Genomic DNA, 23,729 nt, shown 5'->3' with positions numbered 1-23,729 from the left:
TATAGGCCAGAGCGGTATCGACGTTATGCAATCATGCTGATGATCAACACGATAATCAGGCCAACCACGGAGTTTACCAGCTCCAGCAGACCCCAGGTTTTCAGCGTATCCTTCACCGACAGGTCAAAGTAGCCTTTGAACAGCCAGAACGAAGCATCGTTGATATGGGTCAGTGTGTTGGAACCCGCCGCTGTTGCCAGTACCAGCAACGCCGGGTCGACGCCCACCAGTTGACCGGTTGCCGGGTCGAGGATTGCTGCGCTAATAATCCCCGCGGCCGTCATGGCTGAGACTACGCCCTGACCCGTTGCCAGACGAATCAGCACGGTTATCAATCACGCCATGATATAGGGAGAAATATTACCGTGTGACATCAGCATGCCGATGGTATCGCCGATGCCGGTATCGATAATGGTTTGCTTCAGTACGCCGCCCGCGCCGATGATCAGGATCACCATGGCGATGCTTTTCACCGCGTTTTCAAAGGCGTTCATTACCCACTGCATGTCATGACCGCGCGCGGTACCAAACAGCACGAAGGCGACAACCATGGCGATAAACATTGCAATCGGCGAGGAGCCTAAGAAGTTGACCACTTCCCACGCCTGCGTCCCTTTCACCAGCCAGATGTTGGCGATGGTGGTGGAGATCATGATGATCGCCGGGATCAGCGGCACCAGGATAGAAACTCCGAAGGACGGCAGGTTGTTCTGGTCAACCGGTACGTCGGCCTTCATGAATGACGGCGTTGGACGATCGAGGTTGCCGAGGAATTTCGGCAGAATAAGCCCGGCGCAGATCACGCTCGGAATGGTCACCAGGATACCGTAGATGTAGACCATGCCCATGTCAGCGCCGTAGGCGTTAACCAGCGCGACCGGACCCGGCTGCGGTGGGAACAGTGAGTGAGCGGTGGTGGCGGCGGCAACCGCAGGAATCGCCAGCTTGAGGAACGGGATCTTCGCTTCCGCGGCAATGACGATCACCAGCGGTGCCAGCATAATAAACGCCACTTCATAGAACATCGCCAGGCCGAAGATCAGACCAATAATGATCACCGACAGCTGCACGTAACGTAGACCGAGTCGCGCCAGCAGCGTATGGGCAATCTGATGCGCCGCCCCGGAGTCAACCATCAGCTTACCGATGACTGCCCCGAATACCACGATAATCGCCAGCTCACCCAGCGTGCTGCCAAAGCCGGATTTCATGGTATGCAGCAGTTCCATTAAATCCATTCCCGCCAGCATACCGACCGAGAGTGCCGCCAGCAGCAGGGCGACCATCGAGTTTATTTTGAATCTTAAATTGAGCACCAGCATCAGGCCGATGCCGAATACAACCCACAGAATATTGAGAACGTGCATATAACGTCTACCTTACTTTGGTTGAACTATTATGATTTTGGTTGAGATGTTACATATATTGGTCAACCTATGATGCGATAGATGTCACATTGCGTTACATGTTTACATTAATACTGGGTTGTCTGGACGTAAAAAGGCGATCTAATCAGCAGGTATCGTGATTTGGTTAACCAATTTAGCGCTTCAGGTTGACATGTAATACCAAAAGGAGGAATTTATGTGCCATATCGTCGAGTCCATAACGTAAATGAGGAATAAAACATGGAACAGACATGGCGCTGGTATGGTCCTAACGATCCGGTCACCTTAGCGGATGTACGTCAGGCGGGTGCTACGGGCGTTGTTACCGCCTTGCACCATATCCCGAACGGGGAAGTGTGGACGGTTGATGAGATCCTAAAACGCAAAGCCATTATTGAGCAGGCGGGCTTGGTATGGTCGGTCGTCGAAAGCGTACCGATCCACGAAGACATTAAAACCCGTTCCGGCAACTATCAGCAGTGGATTGCCAACTACCAGCAAAGCCTGCGTAACCTGGCCGAGTGCGGCATTCGTACCGTGTGCTACAACTTTATGCCGGTTCTCGACTGGACCCGTACCGACCTGGAATACGTCCTGCCGGACGGCTCCAAAGCGCTGCGTTTCGATCAAATTGAATTTGCCGCCTTTGAGCTGCATATCCTCAAACGCCCGGGCGCGGAAGCGGACTACACCGCCGAAGAGATTGCGCAGGCGCATGAACGCTTCACCACCATGAGCGAAGAAGACAAAGCACGTCTGACCCGCAATATCATAGCCGGTTTGCCGGGCGCGGAAGAGGGCTACACGCTCGACCAGTTCCGCCAGCATCTTGAACGCTATAAGGATATCGATAAAGCTGCGCTGCGTGAGAATTTTGCCGTCTTCCTGAAGGCGATTATTCCTGTAGCAGAAGAGGTCGGTGTGCGCATGGCGGTACACCCGGACGATCCGCCGCGCCCAATCCTTGGCCTGCCACGCATTGTTTCCACCGTGGAAGACATGCAGTGGATGGTCGATACGGTCAACAGCATGGCGAACGGTTTCACCATGTGTACCGGCTCCTACGGCGTTCGTGCGGATAACGACCTGGTCGACATGATCAAACAGTTTGGCCCGCGCATTTACTTCACCCATTTGCGCTCCACGCTGCGTGAAGATAACCCGAAAACTTTCCATGAAGCGGCGCATCTTAACGGCGACGTCGACATGTACGAAGTGGTGAAAGCGATCGTTGAGGAAGAACAGCGCCGTAAAGCCGAGGGCAAAGAGGATCTGATTCCTATGCGCCCGGACCACGGTCACCAGATGCTTGACGACCTGAAAAAGAAAACCAACCCAGGTTACTCCGCGATTGGTCGCCTGAAAGGCCTGGCGGAAGTACGTGGCGTTGAGATGGCTATCCAGCGCGCTTTCTTTAGCCGCTAAAGCAGTGTTGCCGGTCGCCTGTCTGGCCGGCTTTTTTCTTTTCTCTCCGTTGGTCTTTCCGACGGGATCTGGAGTTCACGATGACAACGACAATTGCCAATAGCAACCTGCCGGTTGCACGCCCTGCATGGGACAGCTCTCGTCTGCAATCCCGCATTGTTCACCTGGGATGCGGCGCTTTTCACCGCGCGCATCAGGCGCTGTACACCCACCACCTGCTGGAAACCACCGACAGCGACTGGGGTATCTGTGAAGTTAACCTGATGCCGGGTAATGACTGCATACTGATTGAAAACCTGCGCAAGCAACAATTGCTGTATACCGTGGCGGAAAAAGGCGCGGACAATACCGTGCTGAAAGTGATTGGCTCAATGAAAGAAGCCCTGCACCCGGAGCTTGATGGCTGTGATGGTATTTTACAGGCCATGGCGCGCCCGCAGACGGCAATTGTCTCGCTGACGGTCACGGAAAAAGGCTACTGCACCGATGCCGCCAGCGGTCAGTTAGATCTCAATAACCCACTGATTAAACACGATCTGGCAAATCCGGCCGCGCCGAAGTCGGCGATTGGTTACATCGTACAGGCGCTGCATCTGCGTCGTGAGCAGGGACTGGCGGCCTTTACCGTGATGTCCTGCGATAACGTGCGTGAAAATGGGCATGTGGCGAAAGTCGCGGTGCTGGGCCTGGCGCAGGCGCGTGACCCGCAGCTGGCGCAGTGGATTGAAGCAAACGCCACTTTCCCGTGTACCATGGTAGACCGCATTGTTCCGGCGGCAACGCCTGAAACGTTGCAGGAGATTGCCGACCAGTTGGGCGTTTACGATCCGTGCGCTATCGCCTGCGAACCGTTCCGCCAGTGGGTGATTGAAGACAACTTTGTTAACGGTCGTCCTGACTGGGACAAAGTCGGCGCACAGTTTGTTGCCGACGTAGTACCGTTTGAAATGATGAAACTGCGCATGCTCAACGGTAGCCACTCTTTCCTCGCTTATCTGGGCTATCTTGGCGGTTATGAAACCATCGCTGACACCATGACCAATCCAGCGTACCGCAAAGCGGCGTTTGCACTGATGATGCAGGAGCAAGCGCCAACGCTGTCGATGCCGGAAGGCACCGATCTCAACGCCTACGCGACGCTGCTGATCGAGCGTTTCAGCAACCCGTCTCTGCGCCACCGTACCTGGCAGATTGCGATGGACGGCAGCCAGAAACTGCCACAGCGTCTGCTGGATCCGGTGCGTCTGCATCTGCAAAACGGCAGCGGCTGGCGTCATCTGGCACTGGGCATCGCGGGCTGGATGCGCTACACCCACGGTGTGGATGAACAGGGGCAAGTCATTGATGTTGTCGACCCAATGCAGGCCGAATTCCAGCGCATTAACCAACAGTTCCAGGGAGCCGAACGGGTGACGGCGCTGCTGGGGTTAAGCGGCATTTTTGGTCACGATCTGGCGGAAAACGCCGATTTTGTGGAAACGATTATCGCGGAGTATCAACAGTTGTGTGAACACGGCGCACGCGAGTGCGTTGCAGCGTTAAGCGCTGACGCATAACCTCCCAGGTATGACGGGTCAATCAAAATACTAATTTGGTTGACCCGTTTTCTGTTTTTGGCTTCCCGCAAATGCTATAGTTCAGGCGAAAAAACGTTATTGGTAGGCCGGGTGGCTGCGCGCGCCTTATCCGGCCTACGGATTCTGAATTGACGCATCTGACGGACATAACACGATGAAATCGAACACTTCTCAGCAAAGACCCTACCAGGAAGTGGGTGCAATGATCCGCGATCTGATTGTCCAGACGCCGTACCTGCCTGGTGAGCGCTTACCGCCGGAGCGTGAAATCGCCGAGAGGCTCAATGTCACTCGCACGGTGGTGCGCGAAGCGCTAATCATGCTGGAAATTAAAGGCCTGGTAGATGTGCGTCGTGGTGCCGGGATCTACGTACTCGACAATGCAGAAGCTCAGACTATCGACAGTTCGGATGTGAATCATTGCAATGATGCTGGCCCGTTTGAGCTGCTGCAGGCGCGACAGCTGCTGGAAAGCAACATCGCCGAATTTGCCGCACTGCAGGCCACCCGCGAAGATATCGTCAAAATGCGCCAGGCGTTGCAACTGGAAGAGCGGGAGCTGGCTTCCAGCGAACCGAACGGTTCTGAAAGCGGTGACATGCAGTTCCATCTCGCTATCGCCGAGGCCACGCATAACAGCATGCTGGTGGAGCTGTTCCGCCAGTCATGGCAGTGGCGCGAGAACAACCCGATGTGGATCCAGCTTCATAGCCATCTCGATGATACCCACTATCGTAAAGAGTGGATGGGCGACCACAAGCAGATCCTGGCGGCGTTAATCAAAAAGGATGCCCGAGCGGCCAAGCTGGCGATGTGGCAGCATCTGGAAAACGTCAAACAGCGCCTGCTGGAGTTTTCAAATGTTGATGACATCGACTTCGATGGCTATCTGTTTGACTCCTGGCCGCTGGATAAAGTTAACGCTTGATTTTACCACCTCTCACGCGGGCTGTTGCGGCCCGCTCGGCATTGCATAACAACCTTTCTTTTCACGTCTTAAACCTCATGTAAAAAATGGTTTCCATAGTCTTCAATGATCATTTTTTTCGCCGCCCCTGTGTGATGTAAATTGATTTTCATCAATTAAAAACAACTTATTTTTGCTTGCGAAAAAATGCTCTATTTACCTTATTTTTACCTTTTTGTGCTTATTTTTAGACAATACAGGTCTGTATTAAGTGAGAATCAAAGTGATTTCCGCTGCAGATAGTGCAGGGCCGCCTGGCATAACAGCGCATAAAAACTGGTGGTTTGCGTAAAAGTAGACATTAATAATGGCATGTAACTCATTGTTTGTAGTGATGTTTTGATTGAGTATTATTATTAATGTGAATGATTCGTGGCTTTTTAATCATATGAATAAAAACGGATGTATGTAAAGCTAACATTACACATTATTCTATAATCAAGTTATCTTTCATTTGAAATAACGTTCCAGTTTTTTGTTCTTTATTAACAGTTTCATTACTATTGTGACTGTATTTTGCCGTTGACATGTTTTTACACTGACTGCATATTTCATCGCCATAAGCGTGTTTGCGTTCAGGAGATGACTATGCCCTCTCGAGATTACCCTGATATCCGAAAAGCCAGGGGAACCCGATCAAAAGATATGGTTCTATTAAGTGCCCGTGTCGATACTTCTCTATGGGAATATGTTCGGACGCTGGCATTTGAAACTCGTAAAAGTAAACAAGACATTATTGCCGAGGCATTAATGTTGCATCGCTCTATTAATGAGAGCACAAGCGAAGAATCTAAGTAATTACTCTCTGTTCGGGTTTTCTTTAAAACCAAAAATTGAAAAAGGTCTTGCCACTTCATTATTGCCTTTATTGGTATATTTTTTCGGTGTGTTATTGGTGTTTCCCCTTATCTGGAGGGGACTTTTTTATGTGGGCATCCCGCCTTCATAACAAAGTTGATAGCAAAATTCACAATTAAAAGTGAGTAATAACATGAAAAAGTCAGTAGTGGCATTAGCTGTAATGGCATTAGGGGTAACCTCCGTTCATGCAGCGGAAATTTATAATAAAGATGGCAACAAACTGGATCTGTACGGCAAAGTAAAAGCGGTCCATTCCTGGACTGACGGCAATAACGCCGATGAGACCTACGCGCGTCTGGGTTTTCGCGGTGAGACACAAATCAACGATCAACTGACCGGTTATGGCCAATTTGAGAGTCAGTTTGATGCCTCTAAAGCAGAAGGTTCTCAGAATGGCGTTAACACACGTCTGGCGTTTGCTGGCCTGGATTACGGCCATGACGTTAGCTTTGACTACGGTCGTAACTACGGTATCGCTTACGACGTGGGAGCTTACACTGACACTCTCTCAGAGTTCGGCGGTGACTCCTTTGAAAATACTGACCGCTTCCTTACTACACGCACTTCTGGCGTTGCAACACTCCGTACCAAAAATCTGTTTGGTGCCGTTGATGGTCTGAACGTTGGTGCGCAATATCAGGGGCAGGACGATACCAATACGGATCCGACCAAACAGCACGGCAACGGCTACGGCTTCTCCCTGGGTTATGACAATATCGCGGATTCCGGCGTATCTGCTATTGCAGCCTATACCAACAGTTCTGTGACTGCTCAGCAGAAACAAAATGGTTGGGATGGTGAAAACGCAGAGTTCTGGGGCGCAGGCCTTAAGTATGATGCAAACGCTATCTACGTTGCAACCATGTACGGTGAGTCTCACAACCTGATTCAGGATGCGGACAAAGCGCAGCACTTTGAAGCGATGGCGGCCTATGTGTTTGATTTTGGTCTGCGTCCGAACGTGGGCTACGTCCATACGCGTGACAACAACAATAACGATCTGACCGAATACGTTGCGCTGGGCACAGACTACTACTTCAACAAAAACATGGTTGCTGATGTGGGTTACAAAATTAACCTGCTCGATGGCAAAGACGGCGACAATCAGGTTGTTGCGGGTCTGACCTATCAGTTCTAAGTAGTTATACTAGTACGAAAAAGGCGTCTTGGTTAAGACGCCTTTTTTACATCTGCTGGAGTTTAAACCGGCTGACTCTCTTTCATCTGTACACCGTTAAACAGCCATTGCCAGATGCCCACTTTTACCCATGCGACCACGCAGAGGATCAGATAAAAAAGCGGATTATGGGTAATGGTAACGCGCATGACTTCCATTAAATCCACATGCAAATTTCCGGCAATTGCCATATTGATAACAAAAATAGAGGCCACCGCGCTGGCCAGTAAAATAAGTATGGCATGTAACTTTGTTATCTCCGGTAACTTGCCAGAGGCCCATTGCCATAAGAATGTTGTTGATAACAGGAAGATAATAAACAATCCCAGTGCGCCAAACAGGCCAAAGTCTTTATAATCCTTTAGCGTGCCAATTAAACCCGCCAAAATAATTAACCCCAGTAGTATTTTTTTAAACCACGACATGTGCCTTTCCCGAAGATGGTGTTGATGTTGAATTAATATGTCCATTTTTACGCATTTTAAATTGAGTTTATAAATGAACTGCCGGGAATTATAAATTGTCTGACGGGTAATTGCCGATTATTTGCGGTTTATTAAATGCTGACATTTAATTGCGGACTAATCCGAATATATCTTCTTTAGACGTTAGCCGGTTATACCCTTTTGGGCGAGGCGAAACGCTGTTTGTATAATTGCGTGAGGCTGATAATTGCCGCAATAAACAACGCGACCGCGCCGCACACCGTGGCGTTAACGATCGCCTGTGCGCCGCTTCCCAGCAGGCTGGTTAATAGCGGACCAAGTATTTGCCCAATGCCGTAAGTCAGAGTGACCAGGCCCAGCAGATTAATATTGCGCGGTACGCTAAGTTGTCGGGCAAGCGGCATCACCAGTGAAGTGGTTCCCATAAACGTTGCGCCAAACCCCATGCTGCTTATCACCAGCAGCGGCAAGGAGCCGCTGGCGAGCGTCATGACCACGCAGGCGCTTTGAATCAGCAAATTCGCCGTCAGGCATTGCAATACACCCCAGCGTCGGGCGGCCCACAGCCAGGCGAAACACCCCGGAATTATTGATATTCCGACCAGCGACCACAGATGGGCAGTCAACAGCGGCGAACCGGCACTTTTCGCCATCAGCGGCAGGTAGGTGGCGACAATGATGTAGCCAAATCCGGCCAGCCCGTACAGCAGCGCCAGCAGCCACCAGGACATAGGCTGATGCTCTGTTTTTACCGGGGCCGCGGCGGGGAGCACGTGGTCGCGAGATGGCAGGAGTATAACCAGTAGCACAAAGAACAGAGCCGAGGCTGCCGCCGCGCCCAGCCAGAGCGTATGTAAGGACAGCGCAAAATGCAGACCGCTAATGACATATTCATTGCCCAGCAAAATGCCTGCACCAACGCCGGAGAACAACGCCGCGATCACGAAGGGATGCCGGGTATGATGCAGGACGATCATTGAGCCAAAGATCATCATACCGGCACTGGCGACGCCTGCCAGAAAGCGGATCAGCATCACCAGCGCGGGCTGCGTAAAGCTGGCCATCGCCAGAATCAGTCCTGCGGTAGCGAGCGCGGACGTTAGCAGCATCGGGCGTAAGCGTGAGGGAAGATGGAAGAGCCCGAAGGAGAAGAGCAGGCTTCCTGCCAGATACCCGGCGTAGTTGGCGCTGGCAATCCAGGAGAGTTGGTCAAACGTAAATTGACCTTCCGATAGCAGCACCGGCAGCATTGGTGTATACAGAAAGCGCCCAATTCCCATACCCAGTGTTAAGACCAGCATGCCAAAAAGCGCGACGCTGATGGCATGACGATTTGAATCTGGGCTTCCCTGGGACATACGGACTCTCATTTCGCGCTGTTAGCTGATAATTGTTATATTACATGCGTAAATGATAATGAAAAGTAAAATAAAACTAAGTCCCCTGGCACGTTCAGGAAGGAGGAAAAGTGGCAAGGCAGCGCCAGTCTCCGTTTTCAAGACGGTAGATAGATTCGGTATGACCCGGAATTATCCACTCATCCTCCTTGCCAGCAACACAGTCGATGTAAATGCACAGCCCGCAGCCACCGCGTAGCTCGCGGGGAATATCTGCCACCCGAAAGCACATACCCGCAGCCTGTAGCGCTTTACGCGTTTTGATGACGCCGAGGGTAGTATGAAACAAGAACAGTGTTTCCTTCACTCACGTTTCCCCTGACGCTGACCAATTAACGCGGCCCCAATCGCCCCAGCAAACTGCGCGTCGGGATGCGTGTGTACGGGAATGCCAATGTGGCCTTCAAGCATACGAGCAAAGGCGTGACAGTGGCTTACTCCCCCGGTAAATAACAGTGGAGCCTGCCCTGAAAGCCGTCCGATGAAATTCGCGCTGCGTCGGGCCATCGCGTTGATCACACCTGCTAAAATGGCCTCCGGCGCGACACCCGCAGAGCGCAGGCTGATAACCTCTGACTCGGCAAAAACCGTACACATGCTGGTGATGGCATGTGGTTCGACGCCAGCGGTAATCGCATCTAGCTGCTCTACGCTGGCGCCGAGCGTGCGTGAGATGACTTCCAGAAATCGTCCGGTCCCTGCCGCACATTTGTCGTTCATCAAGAAATCGCTGAGGTTGCCATCATCATCTAACTGGATGACTTTACTGTCCTGACCGCCGATATCAATCACTGTGCGGGTGCCGGGAGCCAGCAAGCGCGCCCCCAGCCCGTGGCAGGAAATTTCAGTGACCTGTTTGTCGGCATAATCCACGAGCTGCCGTCCGTAGCCAGTGAGGGTTAAAAATGGTCTATCGTTCAGCCCCGCTTGCAGCGTTTCCCATGCCTGAGCGATCGCTTCGGCAGGGCGAAAAGGTGTTGGGCAGAGGAAGCGACGTCTGATGACGTTCCTTTCCAACAAAATACCTTTAGTCGCCGTGGAGCCGGAATCGATCCCTATTGAGTATGTCATCCCTGTTCCTCACAACATTTCAATGAACGCGGCGACACGAGTGCTAAGTTGGCCGATATCCGCGCTGGAGTAGTCGGTTTCAATAGCGATATAGGGAATGTTGTGCTGCTGGCGGACGTGGCGTTTAATGGCCAGTGATTCAACGGCGTAAGTGTGGCAAGCCTGTAAAATGACATCGACGACGCCGTCAGCCTGGTACTCTTCAACCATTTGGCTGAGCATTTTCAGACGTTGATCGTTAGGGGAAATACATGAGCAGCCGATGGCGAGGTATTTATCGGTCAGCGCGTCGTAGACGTCGCCAGTTTCCTCCACGCACTGTTCAGTGGCTTTCGCCCCGGTGCAGTTTTCATAGCCCACCACCCAACCGCCGTTTTCTTCAATGGCACGAACCACTTTTTCTGCCGCGCCGCCGATGGGGCAGCCGGTTATCAGTATGCGTGGACGCGATGCCAGACGTTTCCCGGCCTGCCATTCCTGATGTACCCGCTCGGCCATGCTATTAAGCTCGTCGATCAGCGCTGCTTTATCAAAGCGGAAGGTTGCACCGTAGACGACTTTCAGAATGTCACTGCCGCTGAGTGCGGGTGGGTTGAGCTGACCAACGCGGTAGAAGTTTGCCAGTGCACGACGTTCCTGGTTTTTTAGAATGACGGCTTCACGTAGCGCGGCTTCGGTTATCGGGGTGCCAAAACGGGCTTCGATTACCTGCTGCAAACGCAGGATCTCGGCTTTCCACAGCGCCCGCGAAGCCGCATCACTGGCGCTGTTGGGCAGTTGCATCACATGTACCGCTTTAAATTCAGCCATGTACTCGTACATCTTCTTTTTACCATCGCAGGTCGTTTCGCCCACCACCAGGTCAGAGAAGTAGAAGTACGGACATTTATCCGTTTTACCAAACCCGTAGCTGCTTTTGATCAGTGGACACAGGTTTCGTGGCAGATCTTTTTCGGCCTCTTCAATCGTTTCATCAGAGGTTGAGCATAGCGAAACGACGACCGCGCCTGCCGCCATCGCTATCTCCTGCGGCATAAAGGTGCAATAGGTCCCAACGAGCGGGATACCCTGCTCTTTAAGATCCATTACGGTGAGAAAACCTTTCTGACGGGCGTCGGAGAATTGATTAAAAATGGCGGGTAAATCGGTGATTAGCGACATGATTTTCCTTCCCCGTAACACGGGAGACAGTAAAAAGACGTCGCATTATAACCATGCAATTTATCTGGCTTTATTGATGTACAACAATTGTGCGCTTACAGATTACGACTGTAGACCCGTGAGACTTCCCCCCACGGATGATAGCCCGGCCCGTCAAAGTAAAATCCCGCTTTCTCGTATAAGCCTTCCAGGTCAGTACACAAATGGAGCTGCATAAAGCCTAGCTGTCTGGCCTGCTGCGCAATATGTTCAATCAGGCGAAATGCCAGACCGTGACCACGATAGCGAGGATCGATATAGAGTGCGCATAGCCACGGCCACAGTTCGCCGCGACTGATAAAATCATTAGTGATCAATCCGGCGCAGCCAACAATGCTGTCGCCGTCCTGCAGCCAGTACCACTGCGGTAGCGGGTTCTTTGCGCCAATGCAACGATGCAGCGCATCTTCGTATACCTTCACGGAGTCTTCTGAGGCCCATTGTTGCTGAAAGTAAGCGGTGACCTCGTGCAGTTTTTCCGGTGTTTCGCGCAGGGAAAAAATGCGGATGTTCATCGTCATTGAATTTTTCTCCTTAAAAATTCGCCAGCGTCAGCAGGGACGGAATTTGCGACAACAGATATAAAACCAGCCCAATAGAACCGCCAACCAGCGTGCCGTTGACGCGGATAAACTGCAAATCTTTACCGATGTTCAGTTCAATTTGCTGCGACATATCGCGTGCATCCCAGCTTTTCACCGTGTCGCTGATATGGCGCGTCAGGAAGGTGGCGAACTCTGGCGCTACTTTATGCGCGGCCTGCTCCAGATGCCCATTCAGTGAGGCGCGCAGGGCGCTGTCGGCTACCAGCGTTTCGCCGAACCACTGCCCGGCGCTGGCGATGCGCTGCTTCACGCGGGAATCATCGGCGTTAATGTCGGTTTTCACCCACTGACGCAGGTCTGCCCACAGCTCGCCAAGATAACGGTTGAAGGCTTCATCTTCCTTCAGATAGCTTTTCAGGCTTTCGGCCCGCACGGCCATCTCCGGATCGTGTTTGAGCTTATCGATGAGCTTAAACGTGGCGCGATCGAAGGCATGGCGGATCTGATGTGCTCGATCGTGGCTGATGTCATCCAGCAAGGAGTTAACGGCATCAGACACCAGCTCGGCACTGTGCTCGCCCAACCATTCGGTCGGCAGGATCTTCGCTTTCAGCGGATGTTCGGTTTCCAGCCAGTGCACGACCTGTCTGGCGATAAACGCTCGCGAGCTGTCGCGCTGGAGCAGGGCGATCAGTTGGGCGATCAGCGTGTCGAGCAGCACCTGATGGCGATTGTTTTTGGTCATGCTTTCCAGCATCAGCGCACTGGTACCTGAGAGATCGACCTTGTCGATGGCCTTGTGCACCGCCCGCTTGATCAGCCGCTGAATGCGCGAGTCGTCGGTCAGTTCGAGAAAACCGCTCATAATTTGCAGCAGATGCTGGCCGATGCGCTGGGCGTTTTCCGGCTGGCTGAACCAGTTGCCGATCAACAGCGCCGGTTCATGGCGGCGGATCAGCGCGACCAGCGACTGGGTATCGAGAAATTTTTCCTGCACAAATTGCCCGAGATTTTCGCCGATCCGATCCTTATTGCGCGGGATAATCGCCGTGTGCTGCGAGATAAACGGGATCGGCACCCGGCGAAAAAGCGCCACCACGGCAAACCAGTCCGCCAGCGCGCCCACCATCGCCGCTTCGGCGATCGCTTTGATCCCCAGTACCCAAAAGTTAGGCGGCAGAAACAGCGTGATGACGAAAGTGGCAGCGGCAATCAGCAGCAATGAGAGCGCCAGTCGCTTGGCGCGTTTGAGTTCAGCAATTTTATTCATAGGCTTAAGGATAGAGCCAGACGGGGGGATCGCGCAAAAAATGTGGAGCGCCTCCCATTTTCAGGTGGGCTGGGCTTACTCCGGGATCCAGTTGTCCCAGGCGGGTAAGGGGCCGAGTTCCGCCACCAGAAAATCGATAAACGATCGCACCTTAGGATTGCTGTACTTGCTGGGAAAGTACAGCGCATACAGGGCGTGAGTTTCACAGGTGATAGTGCCGTCGAGCATCAGCGGCGTTATCTCTTCTTTTTGAATATGATCGCCAATCAGATAGGTGGGCAAATACGCCACTCCCTGATCTTCTAACACCGACTTCAGTAATACCAGGCTGCTGTTGGCCTGGATTGGCATATGCAGTTTTAACGGGTGCAGGCGATCCTGTTCATCCGCCACCTTCAGCACCGGTGTGAGGCCTGGATAAACCAGACAATCATGATCCACCAGATCGCTTCGACGCTGGGGCATGCCTTTTTTGGCGAGGTAGCCGGGTGAGGCACAGTACGCCCAGCGAACAGGCACCAGCTTGCGCATCGCATAGTTTTGCGGCGGTGCGGTGGAGATGCGCAGGGCGATGTCGAAATCTGTTTCGTTCAGATTCACAAAGTTATCGTTGAGATCGATATACAGATTCACATCCGGGAACTGGGAGCGATATTTATCCACCAGGTTCACCAGCCGGGAATAACCAAACGCAATTGAGCAGGTTATGCGTAATTCACCCTGCGGGCTGTGGTAATAACCGGAAGTGGTATTCAGCGTTTCATCGAATTCTTTCAAAAGCTTATTAGCGCGGTTGAAGAGATATTGCCCTGCGTCGGTCAGGGTAATACTGCGGGTGGTGCGTTTAATTAAAGTCGTGCCCAGCGTGTCTTCCATCGCAGCCAGACTTTTGCTGACCGCAGACGGCGATACGTTGAGCTGCGCCGCGGCTTCTGACAATCCTCCGCAGTCGACGATTTTAGTAAAAAACTCCAGATGCTTGAGTGAAATCGGCGTACTCATAGTTTCCTTTAATTCACAAGTGATTTGCAAAAACGGTACGAATAGGCCGTTACATTCGCGTTTTAAACATGCAACTATTGAATCACAGGAAACAACTTGCTGGCAAAATGAAAAAATAACAACTTAGGTGAGTTACGTCACAAAATAAAAGGAGGCGAAACGGAAACTCATCACATTGTGAATTTAATCTCATTAATTATTATTCTAAAGGTACCGATTATGTGGTCACGACTCGAACCCTACAAATCGTCGATTATTTTATTAGTTGCTCTGGTGATTGGCGGCTTATTAGGTATTTATGCCCCATCGTTTGCAAGTAAACTCCAGCCAATAGGTCAGATATTCTTAAACCTGCTATTTATGATTATTGTGCCGCTGGTGGGGATCAGCGTTATGTCTTCGATCGCCAGTATGACCGACCTGAAAAGGCTGGGGCGTATTATGGCGATAATCTTTATTGTTTCGATCGCCATGGCCTTTATTCCAGCCGCCGGGATCGTTGCGCTGGCGCTATGGTATAACCCGGCGCAGGGCGTCACTATCGATCTCTCGCAGTCGGTGCAGACGGGCAGCGGTAAGATGGATTTTGTCAGTATGATCACCACCAGCGACTTTATCGGACTGTTTTCTAAGTCCAATATTCTGGCGCTGATCGTAATGGCGATCATCGCCGGTGTCGCAATTGGCCAGTCGGATCAGGCCGGTAAACGCATTGCGTCGCTGCTGGAAGACGCCAATACCGTGATCATGAAGATCGTGTCGATCATTATGAAGGTTGCGCCAATTGGTCTGGGCTGCTACTTCGCCGCCACCATGGCCAGTCAGGACTCGGCGCTGCTGTTAACCTTTGCCCGTGCTATCGGCCTGTTTATGGTCGCCACGCTGGTCTATTTTGTTTTTGGCTCAATTCTTTATTCGTATATTGGCGGCGGTATTCCGGCGGTCAGAGCCTTCTGGCGTAATGCGATTGAGCCGTCTGCCACTGCGCTGGGGACCTGCTCTTCGCTGGGGACGCTGCCGGTAACGCTGCGTGCCGGTAAGGCGATGGGGATTAACCCGGAAATCGTTGATGTCTCCATTCCGCTGCTGGTGAACCTGAATAAAGGCGGCGTGGCGATGATTGCCGCGCTAAAAATTGTCTTTATCTATTCTGTGCTGGGCATGGAGTTCACCACCGAGACCTTCTTCCTGACGATGCTGATCGCGGTGCTCTCCGCCATTATTGTCGGCGGCGTACCGGGCGGGGCATTCCTCGGTGAAATCTTTATCGTCACCACGCTCGGCCTGCCGATGGAAGCGATCCCGATGCTGGTGGTGCTGGGCACGATTACCGATGCGCCGGCCACACTGATCAACGTTATCCATGATTTGAATGCGGCGCAGATTGTCGAACGGTTCGCTGGAAAAAAGCAGACCAACACTGAAATAAACTCTACTGCTGCGGTGGTATAGGTCTCACACGGATTAAGAACAGGAGATGTTATGAAAGACGCAATGAAGCTTGAGACGCACCTGGTTGTTGCTGGTCGTGACAAACGCTACACCCAGGGAGCGGTGAATCCGGTTATCCAACGCGCCTCTTCACTGGTATTTGATACCGTGAAGGACAAGAAATTTGCCACCGCCAATCGCGCGAACGGCGAGCTGTTTTACGGTCGTCGCGGAACCTACACCCACTTTGCCTTTCAGAAGGCAATGAGCGAGCTGGAAGGCGGCGTTGGCTGCGCGCTGTACCCGTGCGGCGCTGCGGCGGTGACTAACGCGATTCTGGCGTTTGTTCAGGGTGGTGATCATATTCTGATGACGGGCGCGGCCTATGAACCAACCCAGGATTTTTGCAATAAGATCCTGAGTAAATTCAAAGTGGAAACAACGTATTACGATCCGCTGATTGGTGCAGGTATCGTCGATCTTCTGCGTCCGGAAACGAAGGTGGTATTCCTTGAGTCACCAAGTTCTATCACCATGGAAGTCCAGGACGTGCCGGGGATGGTGAAGGCTATCCGCGCGGTGAATCCGGAGATTGTTATTATGATCGACAACACCTGGGCGGCGGGCGTGCTGTTCAAAGCGCTGGATTATGGCGTGGATATTTCCATTCAGGCGGGAACGAAGTACACCATCGGTCATTCGGACGGCATGCTGGGCACGGCGGTGTCGAACGCCCGTTGTTGGGATCGTCTGCGCGAGAACTCCTATCTGATGGGGCAAACGCTGGACGCCGATACGGCCTACAATGGCAGTCGTGGATTGCGCACCCTGGCGGTACGCCTTAAGCAGCATCAGGAGAGCAGCATCCATATTGCCCGCTGGCTGTCGGCAAGGCCGGAAGTGGCACGGGTGAATCATCCGGCATTACCGGAATGTCCGGGCCATGAGTATTTTCAGCGTGATTTTATCGGAAGCTCAGGCCTGTTCTCGTTTGTGCTGAAAAAGAGATTGACCGACGAACAGATGGCGAATTTCCTCGATAACTTCTCGCTGTTCCATATGGCCTATTCGTGGGGCGGATTTGAATCGCTCATTCTGGCGAACCAGCCGGAAGAGCTGAACAGCATTCGCCCGGCTGGAGAGGTGGATTTCAGCGGTACGCTGGTCAGGGTGCATATCGGCCTTGAGGATATCGACGACCTGATTGCCGATCTGGAAGCGGGATTTGCACGCATTGCGTAAGGTGAGGTGAGCGTAGCCGGATGCGGCGCAAGCGCTTATCCGGCCTACATAGTTGTCGTAGGCCGGATAAGCGGGCAGGTTAGTTTTCAGTGGCTAACGTCGTTGCCTCATGCTGGCGTACCCGTTTGAGTAAACCTGCCAGCGTGAACACGACAGCGAGCCCTGCCGCAACCGCCAGCAGATGAAACGAAATCCTGCCGCCGTTAAACCATAGCCAGCGCCCAATTTCGACAGAAACCGCCATCACCGTCAGGATCACCATATTCAACGATGCGGAAACCGTACCCTTCGGTAAGTTGTTGGAAAACAGTGTAAAGCGGAACAGCGTCGGGAAGATCATCCCAATACCAAACGCATACAGGCTGGTCCCCAGCACCGACCACAGCCAGACGTGCGGCCACAGTAAATTGCCGACAATCAGCACTGCCAGCCCGCTCAGCTGTATAGGTGCGGCCCGCCAGATGAAGCGTGGTTGGGTCGGATCTTTCACGAAACGAACCACCACCATATTGGCGACGATCACTGCGCCGAACACCGGGGCCTGTGCCCAGGCAAACTCCGATGTGGTCATGCCGCCAGCATCGATCAGAATAACCGGTGAGACCGCCACCCAGCTCATCATCGGGATATAGCTTAACGACAGCGTGGCTGCGCCAAACAGGAACACCCGGTTGCGGAAAACGTCGCGGAAATCACGCACTACGCCGCGGGCACTGAACGGCACCGCGCCGCGCTGGACGGTTTCCGGCATGGCTAACATTAACCCAATCAGGGCGATAAGCCCCATGACGGCAATGATGGCAAACAGGATCTTCCAGTGTACAAAGTGCATCAGCGCGGCCCCGGAGAGCGGGCCGATAACCGGTGCAACCAACACAATGGAAGTGATTATCGCCATTAACTTAATGGCCTTCGTTTGCCCAAACGCCTCCTGCACCGTGACATAGCCAACGGTCGCGATAAAGCAGATGCTGGTGCCCTGCACAAATCGGGCTACCAGAAATTGCGTCATTGAGGTGGTGAACAGCGTGGCAGCGCAGGCGAGGGTAAAGATTAACGCCCCCGCAATCAGCACGGGTCGACGGCCAATTCGGTCGGAAATCGGCCCCAGCAGCCATTGCAGCGCCATGCCGCCCGCCAGATAGAGGCTCACCGCAGCGGGTGCCAGGCTAACATCGGCGTTGAAATCACGTACCACATTGATGATGCCAGGCTGGATCAGGTCCGTCGACAGATAGGCGGCGAAGTCATATAAAATCAACGCGACAGGAAAAAATAGCGTTGTGGCGCGTTGGGAGAAAAACGCGAGAATCCGTTGCATAAAACAGCTCCTTGTCGGGAGAAAACCCTCAACGGGAATAGCGAAATTCAATACCGTCTTTGAGACGTCAGACCGATGACAGAAAAAAGCAGACTGCAAATGTACTGAATTTCATGTAATCAAAAACGCTGTCTGCGCGAAGCGCAAACAGAAGATACGCTCACTGACGCGGGGTCAGAAAACGTAACGATTACAGGTAACAATCAGCACATCGCACCTCAGGAAGAGTAAGTTGAACGGGTAATAACCATCCGCAGTGTAATGCGGATTGGATATTAATTAAACGAGTTTATCCGGTTTATGTGCAGAAAATCGCCCTGGAAATCAGACTACGATGCTCGGCAAAAACCGCAGCGCGATGGCACAACCGAAGATAATCAATACACCCCCAGCGATACGTTCTACCCATAATATCCCTCTGGATAACCGTCGCTGGATCTGCGGTAAACCGATGAACATCACGATCAGCAGATCCCAGCACAGCACTACGCTGGTCATCCAGATCCCGCTCATGGTTTGTTGCAGCAGCGTCACCGACGGGCCGAGCAGGGCGGTCATTAGCGCCAGATAGAACAGCGCATTTTTTGGGTTGAGCAGTGACGAACCCAATCCCAGCAGTAGCTGTTTGCCAAATCCTGGACAGGTAGACTGGGTGTCTGTTCCGGTCAGCGTTTGCGGGCGGCTGCGTACCAGCAGGCTGCCAATCCACAATAAATAAAGCGCGCCCAGCAGCTCAATAACCGTAAACAACAGGGGAAGCTGGCGCAGGATCCCCCAACCGATAATTGCCAGCAGAACATACAGCCCGTTGCCGAAAGCGATCCCCACGCACAACCCGGCGCTGCCGCGCATCCGGTATCGTGCGGCGTAACCGACCAGTAAAAAGAAGTCCGGCCCGGGGCTAAGCAATGCGACGAAATGCGCCAGCGCCAGCGCGGGAAAAGCAGAAGGAAAAAGTACAGAAAGCAGCGACATAGCGACCTCAGAGAATGAATCTGAGAGCACCGTACGCCTGACGCAGCGCTAATTATTGTCTGATATTGATCGTCCCAACGCGTACTGGCGCGGTGTGGCGGCGGTGTAGCGAACAAAGGTGCGATGGAAATGGCTCTGGTCGGCAAACCCGCTCTGGTATCCGACATCGGCAATTTCGTCTCCGGCCCGCAGCCGCTGGCGAGCATAGTCAATCCGTATGATGTTCAGATAACTTCCTGGCGTCAGCCCGGTGTCTTGCTTAAAGATACGGATCAGCGTCTCTTTACGCATGTGACACTCATGTGCCAGCTCATCGAGTGAGGGCGGCGCGAGCAGGCTGGACTGCAACCGTTCGCGCAGATACTGGCTGGTGGCGCTTGAGTTTTCTGGTGCGACCGACTGCAACGGCAGCGAGTGAAGCAATGCTTGCGCGGCATCCGTTATTTGCGCGGTTTGGCGTTGCGGCATGAGCGTCACAAGGTGCATATAACGCTGGAATAATTGCGCATCGCGGATAACGGGAGCAGGCGTGCAAAGCCGCTGATTGGTGTTCTGTGCAGGGAGATTAGCAAGACACCACTGGGCATCAAGATAAAGCATATGATAGCTACGAAACTGTCCGTTAACAGGATTACAGCTGTGAGGTGCCAGCGGCGGTATCACAATCAGGTCGCCCACCTGCAGATGGTATTCCTCGCCATCGCACTGACAGCACGTTTCCCCCTCGAGAATTGCCCCAATCGAGAGCTGAGAGTGGTGATGCCGCTTATAGGCCTGCTGGCTCTGCCAGGTGCTGCGCAGTTCCAGCCACGGCAACTGCTCATCACGCCAGAACGATTGTGGAATATCTCGGGTATGCGTCACATCGTGTCCTCCCTGAAAGTGATGGTTTGTTATAGCACAGGCCGGGAGGTGAAAAAGTGGGAATGCGCATTGAGATGGCGATTCTGCGTGACGTGTTCCAGACAAATGTAGACGTTACATAAGGGCGTTGTTATCCCGGAAATCGCCTCGCAAAGAGAGAAAGTTGCAGGTGAGGATGTGGTTTTCCGGCGCTACAGTCATGGCATCTTATTTTCAGGTGAAGGATCGCCATGAACAAAGCTTCCGCTTCAACACCGCATGATGCGGTTTTTAAAACATTTTTACGTCACCCTGAGACTGCACGGGATTTCCTACAAATACATCTTCCCGCTTCGCTGCGCGAGCTTTGCGATCTTCGGACGCTTAAACTCGAGTCAGACAGTTTTATCGAAGAGAATTTACGTGCGTACTATTCCGATGTGCTGTGGTCGGTGAAAACGACGGATGGGGATGGATATATTTATGTAGTGATTGAACACCAAAGCACACCGGATGCGCATATGGCATTCAGACTGATGCGCTATGCGGTAGCGGCCATGCAGAAACATTTAGATGCCGGGCATCAGCAGTTGCCGCTGGTGGTGCCGATGCTGTTTTATCACGGCGCTAAAAGCCCGTACCCTTATTCGCTGTGCTGGCTGGATGAGTTTGCCAACCCGAAGCTGGCTCGTCAGCTGTATGCTGCGGCGTTTCCGCTGGTGGATATTACGGTTATTCCGGATGACGAAATTGTGCAGCATCGACGTATGGCGCTGCTGGAGTTAATCCAAAAACATATCCGTCAACGCGATCTTATGGGGTTGGTCGAGCAAATTGTTTCCCTGCTACTTACCGGACTGACTAATGACACTCAGATAAAGACGCTGTTTAATTATATTTTACGAACTGGCGATGCACCTCGATTCAGTGAGTTTATTCGCGGGGTTGCCGAACGTTCACCGCAGCACAAGGAGCAATTGATGACGATCGCGGACAGATTACATGAGGCAGGACTACAAAAAGGCAGGCTGGAAGGGCTTCGAGAGGGGCGACGTGATGAGGCACTGCGTATTGCCCGCACCATGCTGGCAGATGGCATCGATATCAGCACGGTACAAAAAATCACCCGACTTTCCGCTGAAGATATTCAGGGTTTAAGACATTAGATATAGCTTAAACTGCCTAATTGCCTGCCCGGAAGCGCCGGGCAGCTCGATCTACTCTATTGCCGTTTTTACCGCCTCTCCGAGCTTCTGCATTACTTCCCGATGCTTATCGTTTGGCGGCAATGCGCAGTTGATGCGCACACAGTTGCGATACTTCCCCGATGCGGAGAACAGAGAACCCGGTGCAACCTGGATTTTGAGGCGACAGAGCTGCTTAGCGACACAGACCATATCGACCTGGAGCGGCAGCTCGACCCACAGCATAAAGCCACCTTTTGGTCGGGTGACGCAGATCCCGCAGGGGAAGTATTCCCGTACCCAGCAGGTGTAGATCTCCATATTGCGCTGATAAATCTGGCGCATACGACGAATATGTCGATGATAATGACCTTCGCGCACAAAGGAAGCCGCTGCCAGTTGCGTAGCGGGAACGTTAGTTCCAATGACGGCGTACTTCATGTGCAGCAGTTTGTTGTAATAACGACCGGGCACCACCCAACCCACGCGCAGACCGGGGGCGACGGATTTGGTAAACGAACTGCAGAGTATTACGCGGCCGTCGCTGTCCCAGGAGTGGATCGTGCGCGGGCGCGGGTACTCTGTGGCCAGCTCGCCATACACATCGTCTTCAAAAATGACGATGTCGTGACGCTGGGCGAGGGCGAGCACCGCCCGTTTACGCGCATCCGGCATAATGAATCCGAGCGGGTTGTTGCAGTTGGGAACCAGCAGCACACCTTTGATCGGCCACTGATCCAGCGCCAGCTCCAGCGCTTCAATGCTGATCCCGGTATCCGGATCGGTTGGGATCTCAATCACCTTGATCCCTAAGCCGCGCAGTAGCTGCATCGTGCCGTAGTAGGCCGGTGATTCAACGGCGACAATATCTCCGGGCTGGCAGACCGTCAGCAGCGCCAGCGACATTCCGCTCTGACTACCGCTGGTGATCACAATATCATCTGCATTAACCACCGAACCGCCGTCCAGCATCAGCCGCGCAATCTGCTGACGCAGTTCACGGCATCCGGAGATTTCATCGTAGCCCAGTATCGCGCGCAGATTATGCTGTGCCACGCGGCTGAGCTCGCGCCACAGCGGCTTCAGGCTGGGTTGATTAATATCGGGCACGCCGCTGCTAAACGGGATTATCGATTTGTCCGCGTTGCCCTTTAGCATATCCAGCACCTGATCCCACTGTGTTATTTCGACCGGACGCTGTACCGGACGCGACATCGGTGGCACGGGTGGCTGCGCTTTTTGTGGCGCGACAAAATAACCGGAACGTGGTTGGGGCGTGATCAGCTGGCGCTGTTCCAGCGTCTGATACGCCTGCTGGACGGTGCTGATGCTGACCCCATGCTCCTGGCTCAGGCTGCGAACCGAGGGCAGTTTTTCGCCATGGCGATACAGCCCTTGCTCAATGCGTTCGGCCAGCAGATTGGCCAGATGTTGGTAACGCGTCATGCTGTATCCCTCATGGGTACCATACAGATTAAAAAATCAGTACAGATTGGCGTGAAAAAAGCGATGCAGAACTCTTTTTAACCAATCTGTATGTTAAATAAAAGTACTTTGTGAGTCTGTATTGTTTTAGGCCAGATCCGTGAAGATAAAGCCTCTGGCAAGGCGGGGAGGCAAGGTATGGAATTTCACGAGAATAAAGCAAAACAGCCGTTTATTGGGTTTGTGCTGATCTGGCGGGCATACAAGGCGTGGCGGCTTCGAGCGCAAACGCGGCGCGTATTGCAACAGATGAGCGATGAGCGGCTGCGGGACGTCGGGCTGCGACGCGATCAGGTGGAGTGATTTTCTTTCATCGACAGAGGCTGGGGGGTTATCGTCCCGGCCTCTTTTATATTCACGATATTTATCAATTCATGCTTCTGGATAGCCTGTTCCTTGATACTTATCCTGATAAGTATTATTTTCTTTTCAGCGATGAGGGGAAAATAAGATGACTGAAGATGAACTGTTTGCCCGCCGACCAATGGGGATGCGCATGGCAATGGTGGTGCGCCAGTGGCGGGCCATTATTGATGCTGCCATCACCGATACAGGCCTGACGCAGTCCAGCTGGACGGTACTGATGCAACTGTATCAACTGGGAGACAACGTCTCAGTCAGTGAACTGGCACAAATGCAGGGCATCGAACTGCCGCCGCTGATGCGCACCCTCTCGCAGCTGGAAAAGCAGGGCTATCTGCTGCGTTCCACATCGCCTTATGACAAACGCATCCGCCTGCTGGCGCTGACCGCGCAAGGCCGCGCAAGGCTGGACGAACTCAACCGGGTGATAGAGACATACCAACATCGCGTCACCTGCACCATCCCTGAGGCGGAACTCGCTTCCTTCAGCGCCACGCTCAATCAAATCGCCTGCAATCTGCGGACAATCCGCGAAGAAGACAATCAACACTAAAAAACT

The 23,729-nt window shown here is 52.8% G+C and carries 22 protein-coding genes and 1 pseudogene; 10 read left to right on the top strand and 13 right to left on the bottom strand.

Going from position 1 to position 23,729, the window contains the following annotated elements; translation table 11 throughout:
* Positions 1-23: 23 nt before the first annotated feature.
* Positions 24-1,367: pseudogene (gene gntP, locus IB222_RS19865) on the bottom strand (gluconate permease GntP).
* Between the two features lie 261 nt (positions 1,368-1,628).
* Here gntP and uxuA point away from each other — a divergent pair.
* The 5 genes from uxuA to IB222_RS19840 all read left to right on the top strand — a co-directional run bounded on the left by uxuA (position 1,629) and on the right by IB222_RS19840 (position 7,356).
* Positions 1,629-2,813 (top strand): mannonate dehydratase, encoded by a 1,185-nt coding sequence (gene uxuA / locus IB222_RS19860; protein WP_003830090.1) that lies wholly within the window; start codon positions 1,629-1,631, stop codon positions 2,811-2,813.
* Positions 2,814-2,893: 80 nt separating this feature from the next.
* On the top strand, positions 2,894-4,369 hold the full coding sequence (locus IB222_RS19855; RefSeq protein ID WP_149384499.1) for a fructuronate reductase: 1,476 nt from the start codon (positions 2,894-2,896) through the stop codon (positions 4,367-4,369).
* A gap of 175 nt (positions 4,370-4,544) precedes the next feature.
* On the top strand, positions 4,545-5,318 hold the full coding sequence (uxuR, locus tag IB222_RS19850; protein ID WP_032934226.1) for a Uxu operon transcriptional regulator: 774 nt from the start codon (positions 4,545-4,547) through the stop codon (positions 5,316-5,318).
* 627 nt (positions 5,319-5,945) lie between these two features.
* On the top strand, positions 5,946-6,155 hold the full coding sequence (locus IB222_RS19845; RefSeq protein WP_003830087.1) for a hypothetical protein: 210 nt from the start codon (positions 5,946-5,948) through the stop codon (positions 6,153-6,155).
* Positions 6,156-6,348: 193 nt separating this feature from the next.
* A complete protein-coding gene (locus IB222_RS19840) occupies positions 6,349-7,356 on the top strand; it encodes a porin (protein ID WP_149384498.1) in 1,008 nt (335 codons plus the stop codon).
* 62 nt (positions 7,357-7,418) lie between these two features.
* On the opposite strand, the gene IB222_RS19835 is transcribed toward IB222_RS19840, so the two are convergent.
* The 8 genes from IB222_RS19835 to IB222_RS19800 form a co-directional block, all read right to left on the bottom strand.
* Complete coding sequence (locus tag IB222_RS19835; RefSeq protein WP_003830083.1) at positions 7,419-7,820, bottom strand: hypothetical protein; 402 nt, start codon at positions 7,818-7,820, stop codon at positions 7,419-7,421.
* Positions 7,821-8,011: 191 nt separating this feature from the next.
* The gene (locus IB222_RS19830; protein WP_149384497.1) at positions 8,012-9,199 is read right to left on the bottom strand and encodes an MFS transporter; all 1,188 of its coding nucleotides are present in this window, start codon (positions 9,197-9,199) and stop codon (positions 8,012-8,014) included.
* A gap of 94 nt (positions 9,200-9,293) precedes the next feature.
* Positions 9,294-9,545: a DUF3343 domain-containing protein gene (locus tag IB222_RS19825; RefSeq protein ID WP_003830079.1), complete on the bottom strand. Its 252-nt coding sequence runs from the start codon at positions 9,543-9,545 to the stop codon at positions 9,294-9,296.
* Positions 9,542-10,309, bottom strand: a complete 768-nt coding sequence (gene yjiL / locus IB222_RS19820) for a putative 2-hydroxyacyl-CoA dehydratase activator YjiL (protein ID WP_003830076.1) — start codon at positions 10,307-10,309, stop codon at positions 9,542-9,544. The genes IB222_RS19825 and yjiL overlap by 4 nt, the downstream gene beginning before the upstream one ends.
* A gap of 9 nt (positions 10,310-10,318) precedes the next feature.
* Entirely contained in the window at positions 10,319-11,470 is a 1,152-nt protein-coding gene (locus tag IB222_RS19815; RefSeq protein WP_003830073.1) for a double-cubane-cluster-containing anaerobic reductase, read from the bottom strand.
* Positions 11,471-11,565: 95 nt separating this feature from the next.
* Positions 11,566-12,030, bottom strand: coding sequence for a GNAT family N-acetyltransferase (locus IB222_RS19810; RefSeq protein ID WP_149384496.1), 465 nt, complete (start codon positions 12,028-12,030; stop codon positions 11,566-11,568).
* Positions 12,031-12,043: 13 nt separating this feature from the next.
* Positions 12,044-13,324, bottom strand: coding sequence for a DUF445 domain-containing protein (locus tag IB222_RS19805; RefSeq protein ID WP_003830070.1), 1,281 nt, complete (start codon positions 13,322-13,324; stop codon positions 12,044-12,046).
* 75 nt (positions 13,325-13,399) lie between these two features.
* Positions 13,400-14,326 (bottom strand): LysR family transcriptional regulator, encoded by a 927-nt coding sequence (locus tag IB222_RS19800; protein WP_149384495.1) that lies wholly within the window; start codon positions 14,324-14,326, stop codon positions 13,400-13,402.
* Positions 14,327-14,545: 219 nt separating this feature from the next.
* Between IB222_RS19800 and IB222_RS19795 the strand changes: the two genes are divergently transcribed.
* Positions 14,546-15,778, top strand: a complete 1,233-nt coding sequence (locus tag IB222_RS19795) for a dicarboxylate/amino acid:cation symporter (protein ID WP_149384494.1) — start codon at positions 14,546-14,548, stop codon at positions 15,776-15,778.
* 30 nt (positions 15,779-15,808) lie between these two features.
* A complete protein-coding gene (metC, locus tag IB222_RS19790) occupies positions 15,809-16,999 on the top strand; it encodes a cystathionine beta-lyase (RefSeq protein WP_149384493.1) in 1,191 nt (396 codons plus the stop codon).
* Between the two features lie 79 nt (positions 17,000-17,078).
* Here metC and mdtM read toward each other — a convergent pair whose 3' ends face one another.
* The 3 genes from mdtM to IB222_RS19775 all read right to left on the bottom strand — a co-directional run bounded on the left by mdtM (position 17,079) and on the right by IB222_RS19775 (position 20,159).
* Positions 17,079-18,320, bottom strand: a complete 1,242-nt coding sequence (gene mdtM / locus IB222_RS19785; protein ID WP_149384492.1) for a multidrug efflux MFS transporter MdtM — start codon at positions 18,318-18,320, stop codon at positions 17,079-17,081.
* Positions 18,321-18,644: 324 nt separating this feature from the next.
* Positions 18,645-19,295 carry a LysE family translocator gene (locus IB222_RS19780; protein WP_063941056.1) on the bottom strand — a complete coding sequence of 217 codons (651 nt, stop codon included), beginning with the start codon at positions 19,293-19,295 and terminating at the stop codon, positions 18,645-18,647.
* A gap of 48 nt (positions 19,296-19,343) precedes the next feature.
* Positions 19,344-20,159: an AraC family transcriptional regulator gene (locus IB222_RS19775; protein ID WP_149384491.1), complete on the bottom strand. Its 816-nt coding sequence runs from the start codon at positions 20,157-20,159 to the stop codon at positions 19,344-19,346.
* A 230-nt stretch (positions 20,160-20,389) separates the two neighbouring features.
* Here IB222_RS19775 and IB222_RS19770 point away from each other — a divergent pair, with 230 nt between their 5' ends.
* A complete protein-coding gene (locus IB222_RS19770) occupies positions 20,390-21,304 on the top strand; it encodes an Rpn family recombination-promoting nuclease/putative transposase (RefSeq protein WP_149384490.1) in 915 nt (304 codons plus the stop codon).
* A gap of 51 nt (positions 21,305-21,355) precedes the next feature.
* Here IB222_RS19770 and IB222_RS19765 read toward each other — a convergent pair whose 3' ends face one another.
* Positions 21,356-22,768 (bottom strand): PLP-dependent aminotransferase family protein, encoded by a 1,413-nt coding sequence (locus IB222_RS19765; RefSeq protein ID WP_103285806.1) that lies wholly within the window; start codon positions 22,766-22,768, stop codon positions 21,356-21,358.
* Positions 22,769-22,945: 177 nt separating this feature from the next.
* Between IB222_RS19765 and IB222_RS19760 the strand changes: the two genes are divergently transcribed.
* Both IB222_RS19760 and IB222_RS19755 read left to right on the top strand, forming a co-directional pair.
* The gene (locus IB222_RS19760) at positions 22,946-23,110 is read left to right on the top strand and encodes a DUF1127 domain-containing protein (RefSeq protein ID WP_008786105.1); all 165 of its coding nucleotides are present in this window, start codon (positions 22,946-22,948) and stop codon (positions 23,108-23,110) included.
* A gap of 148 nt (positions 23,111-23,258) precedes the next feature.
* Entirely contained in the window at positions 23,259-23,723 is a 465-nt protein-coding gene (locus tag IB222_RS19755; protein WP_111466167.1) for a MarR family transcriptional regulator, read from the top strand.
* The last annotated feature ends 6 nt before the right edge of the window (positions 23,724-23,729 follow it).

It is taken from the genome of Citrobacter sp. C13, assembly GCF_014596815.2.
Lineage (GTDB): Bacteria > Pseudomonadota > Gammaproteobacteria > Enterobacterales > Enterobacteriaceae > Citrobacter > Citrobacter portucalensis.
The sequence above is the reverse complement of the archived record's forward strand: the minus strand, read 5'-3'. Positions and strand labels throughout refer to the sequence as shown.

What these genes read in the sequence shown, in the direction of transcription:
- IB222_RS19765 (WP_103285806.1), bottom strand. Translation starts at nt 22,768, where the DNA reads ATGACGCGTTACCAACATCTGGCCAATCTGCTGGCCGAACGCATTGAG.
- IB222_RS19755 (WP_111466167.1), top strand. Translation starts at nt 23,259, where the DNA reads ATGACTGAAGATGAACTGTTTGCCCGCCGACCAATGGGGATGCGCATG.
- yjiL (WP_003830076.1), bottom strand. Translation starts at nt 10,309, where the DNA reads ATGACATACTCAATAGGGATCGATTCCGGCTCCACGGCGACTAAAGGT.
- IB222_RS19805 (WP_003830070.1), bottom strand. Translation starts at nt 13,324, where the DNA reads ATGAATAAAATTGCTGAACTCAAACGCGCCAAGCGACTGGCGCTCTCA.
- IB222_RS19815 (WP_003830073.1), bottom strand. Translation starts at nt 11,470, where the DNA reads ATGTCGCTAATCACCGATTTACCCGCCATTTTTAATCAATTCTCCGAC.
- metC (WP_149384493.1), top strand. Translation starts at nt 15,809, where the DNA reads ATGAAAGACGCAATGAAGCTTGAGACGCACCTGGTTGTTGCTGGTCGT.
- IB222_RS19795 (WP_149384494.1), top strand. Translation starts at nt 14,546, where the DNA reads ATGTGGTCACGACTCGAACCCTACAAATCGTCGATTATTTTATTAGTT.
- mdtM (WP_149384492.1), bottom strand. Translation starts at nt 18,320, where the DNA reads ATGCAACGGATTCTCGCGTTTTTCTCCCAACGCGCCACAACGCTATTT.
- uxuA (WP_003830090.1), top strand. Translation starts at nt 1,629, where the DNA reads ATGGAACAGACATGGCGCTGGTATGGTCCTAACGATCCGGTCACCTTA.
- IB222_RS19800 (WP_149384495.1), bottom strand. Translation starts at nt 14,326, where the DNA reads ATGAGTACGCCGATTTCACTCAAGCATCTGGAGTTTTTTACTAAAATC.
- uxuR (WP_032934226.1), top strand. Translation starts at nt 4,545, where the DNA reads ATGAAATCGAACACTTCTCAGCAAAGACCCTACCAGGAAGTGGGTGCA.
- IB222_RS19835 (WP_003830083.1), bottom strand. Translation starts at nt 7,820, where the DNA reads ATGTCGTGGTTTAAAAAAATACTACTGGGGTTAATTATTTTGGCGGGT.
- IB222_RS19770 (WP_149384490.1), top strand. Translation starts at nt 20,390, where the DNA reads ATGAACAAAGCTTCCGCTTCAACACCGCATGATGCGGTTTTTAAAACA.
- IB222_RS19855 (WP_149384499.1), top strand. Translation starts at nt 2,894, where the DNA reads ATGACAACGACAATTGCCAATAGCAACCTGCCGGTTGCACGCCCTGCA.
- IB222_RS19845 (WP_003830087.1), top strand. Translation starts at nt 5,946, where the DNA reads ATGCCCTCTCGAGATTACCCTGATATCCGAAAAGCCAGGGGAACCCGA.
- IB222_RS19780 (WP_063941056.1), bottom strand. Translation starts at nt 19,295, where the DNA reads ATGTCGCTGCTTTCTGTACTTTTTCCTTCTGCTTTTCCCGCGCTGGCG.
- IB222_RS19840 (WP_149384498.1), top strand. Translation starts at nt 6,349, where the DNA reads ATGAAAAAGTCAGTAGTGGCATTAGCTGTAATGGCATTAGGGGTAACC.
- IB222_RS19830 (WP_149384497.1), bottom strand. Translation starts at nt 9,199, where the DNA reads ATGTCCCAGGGAAGCCCAGATTCAAATCGTCATGCCATCAGCGTCGCG.
- IB222_RS19760 (WP_008786105.1), top strand. Translation starts at nt 22,946, where the DNA reads ATGGAATTTCACGAGAATAAAGCAAAACAGCCGTTTATTGGGTTTGTG.
- IB222_RS19810 (WP_149384496.1), bottom strand. Translation starts at nt 12,030, where the DNA reads ATGACGATGAACATCCGCATTTTTTCCCTGCGCGAAACACCGGAAAAA.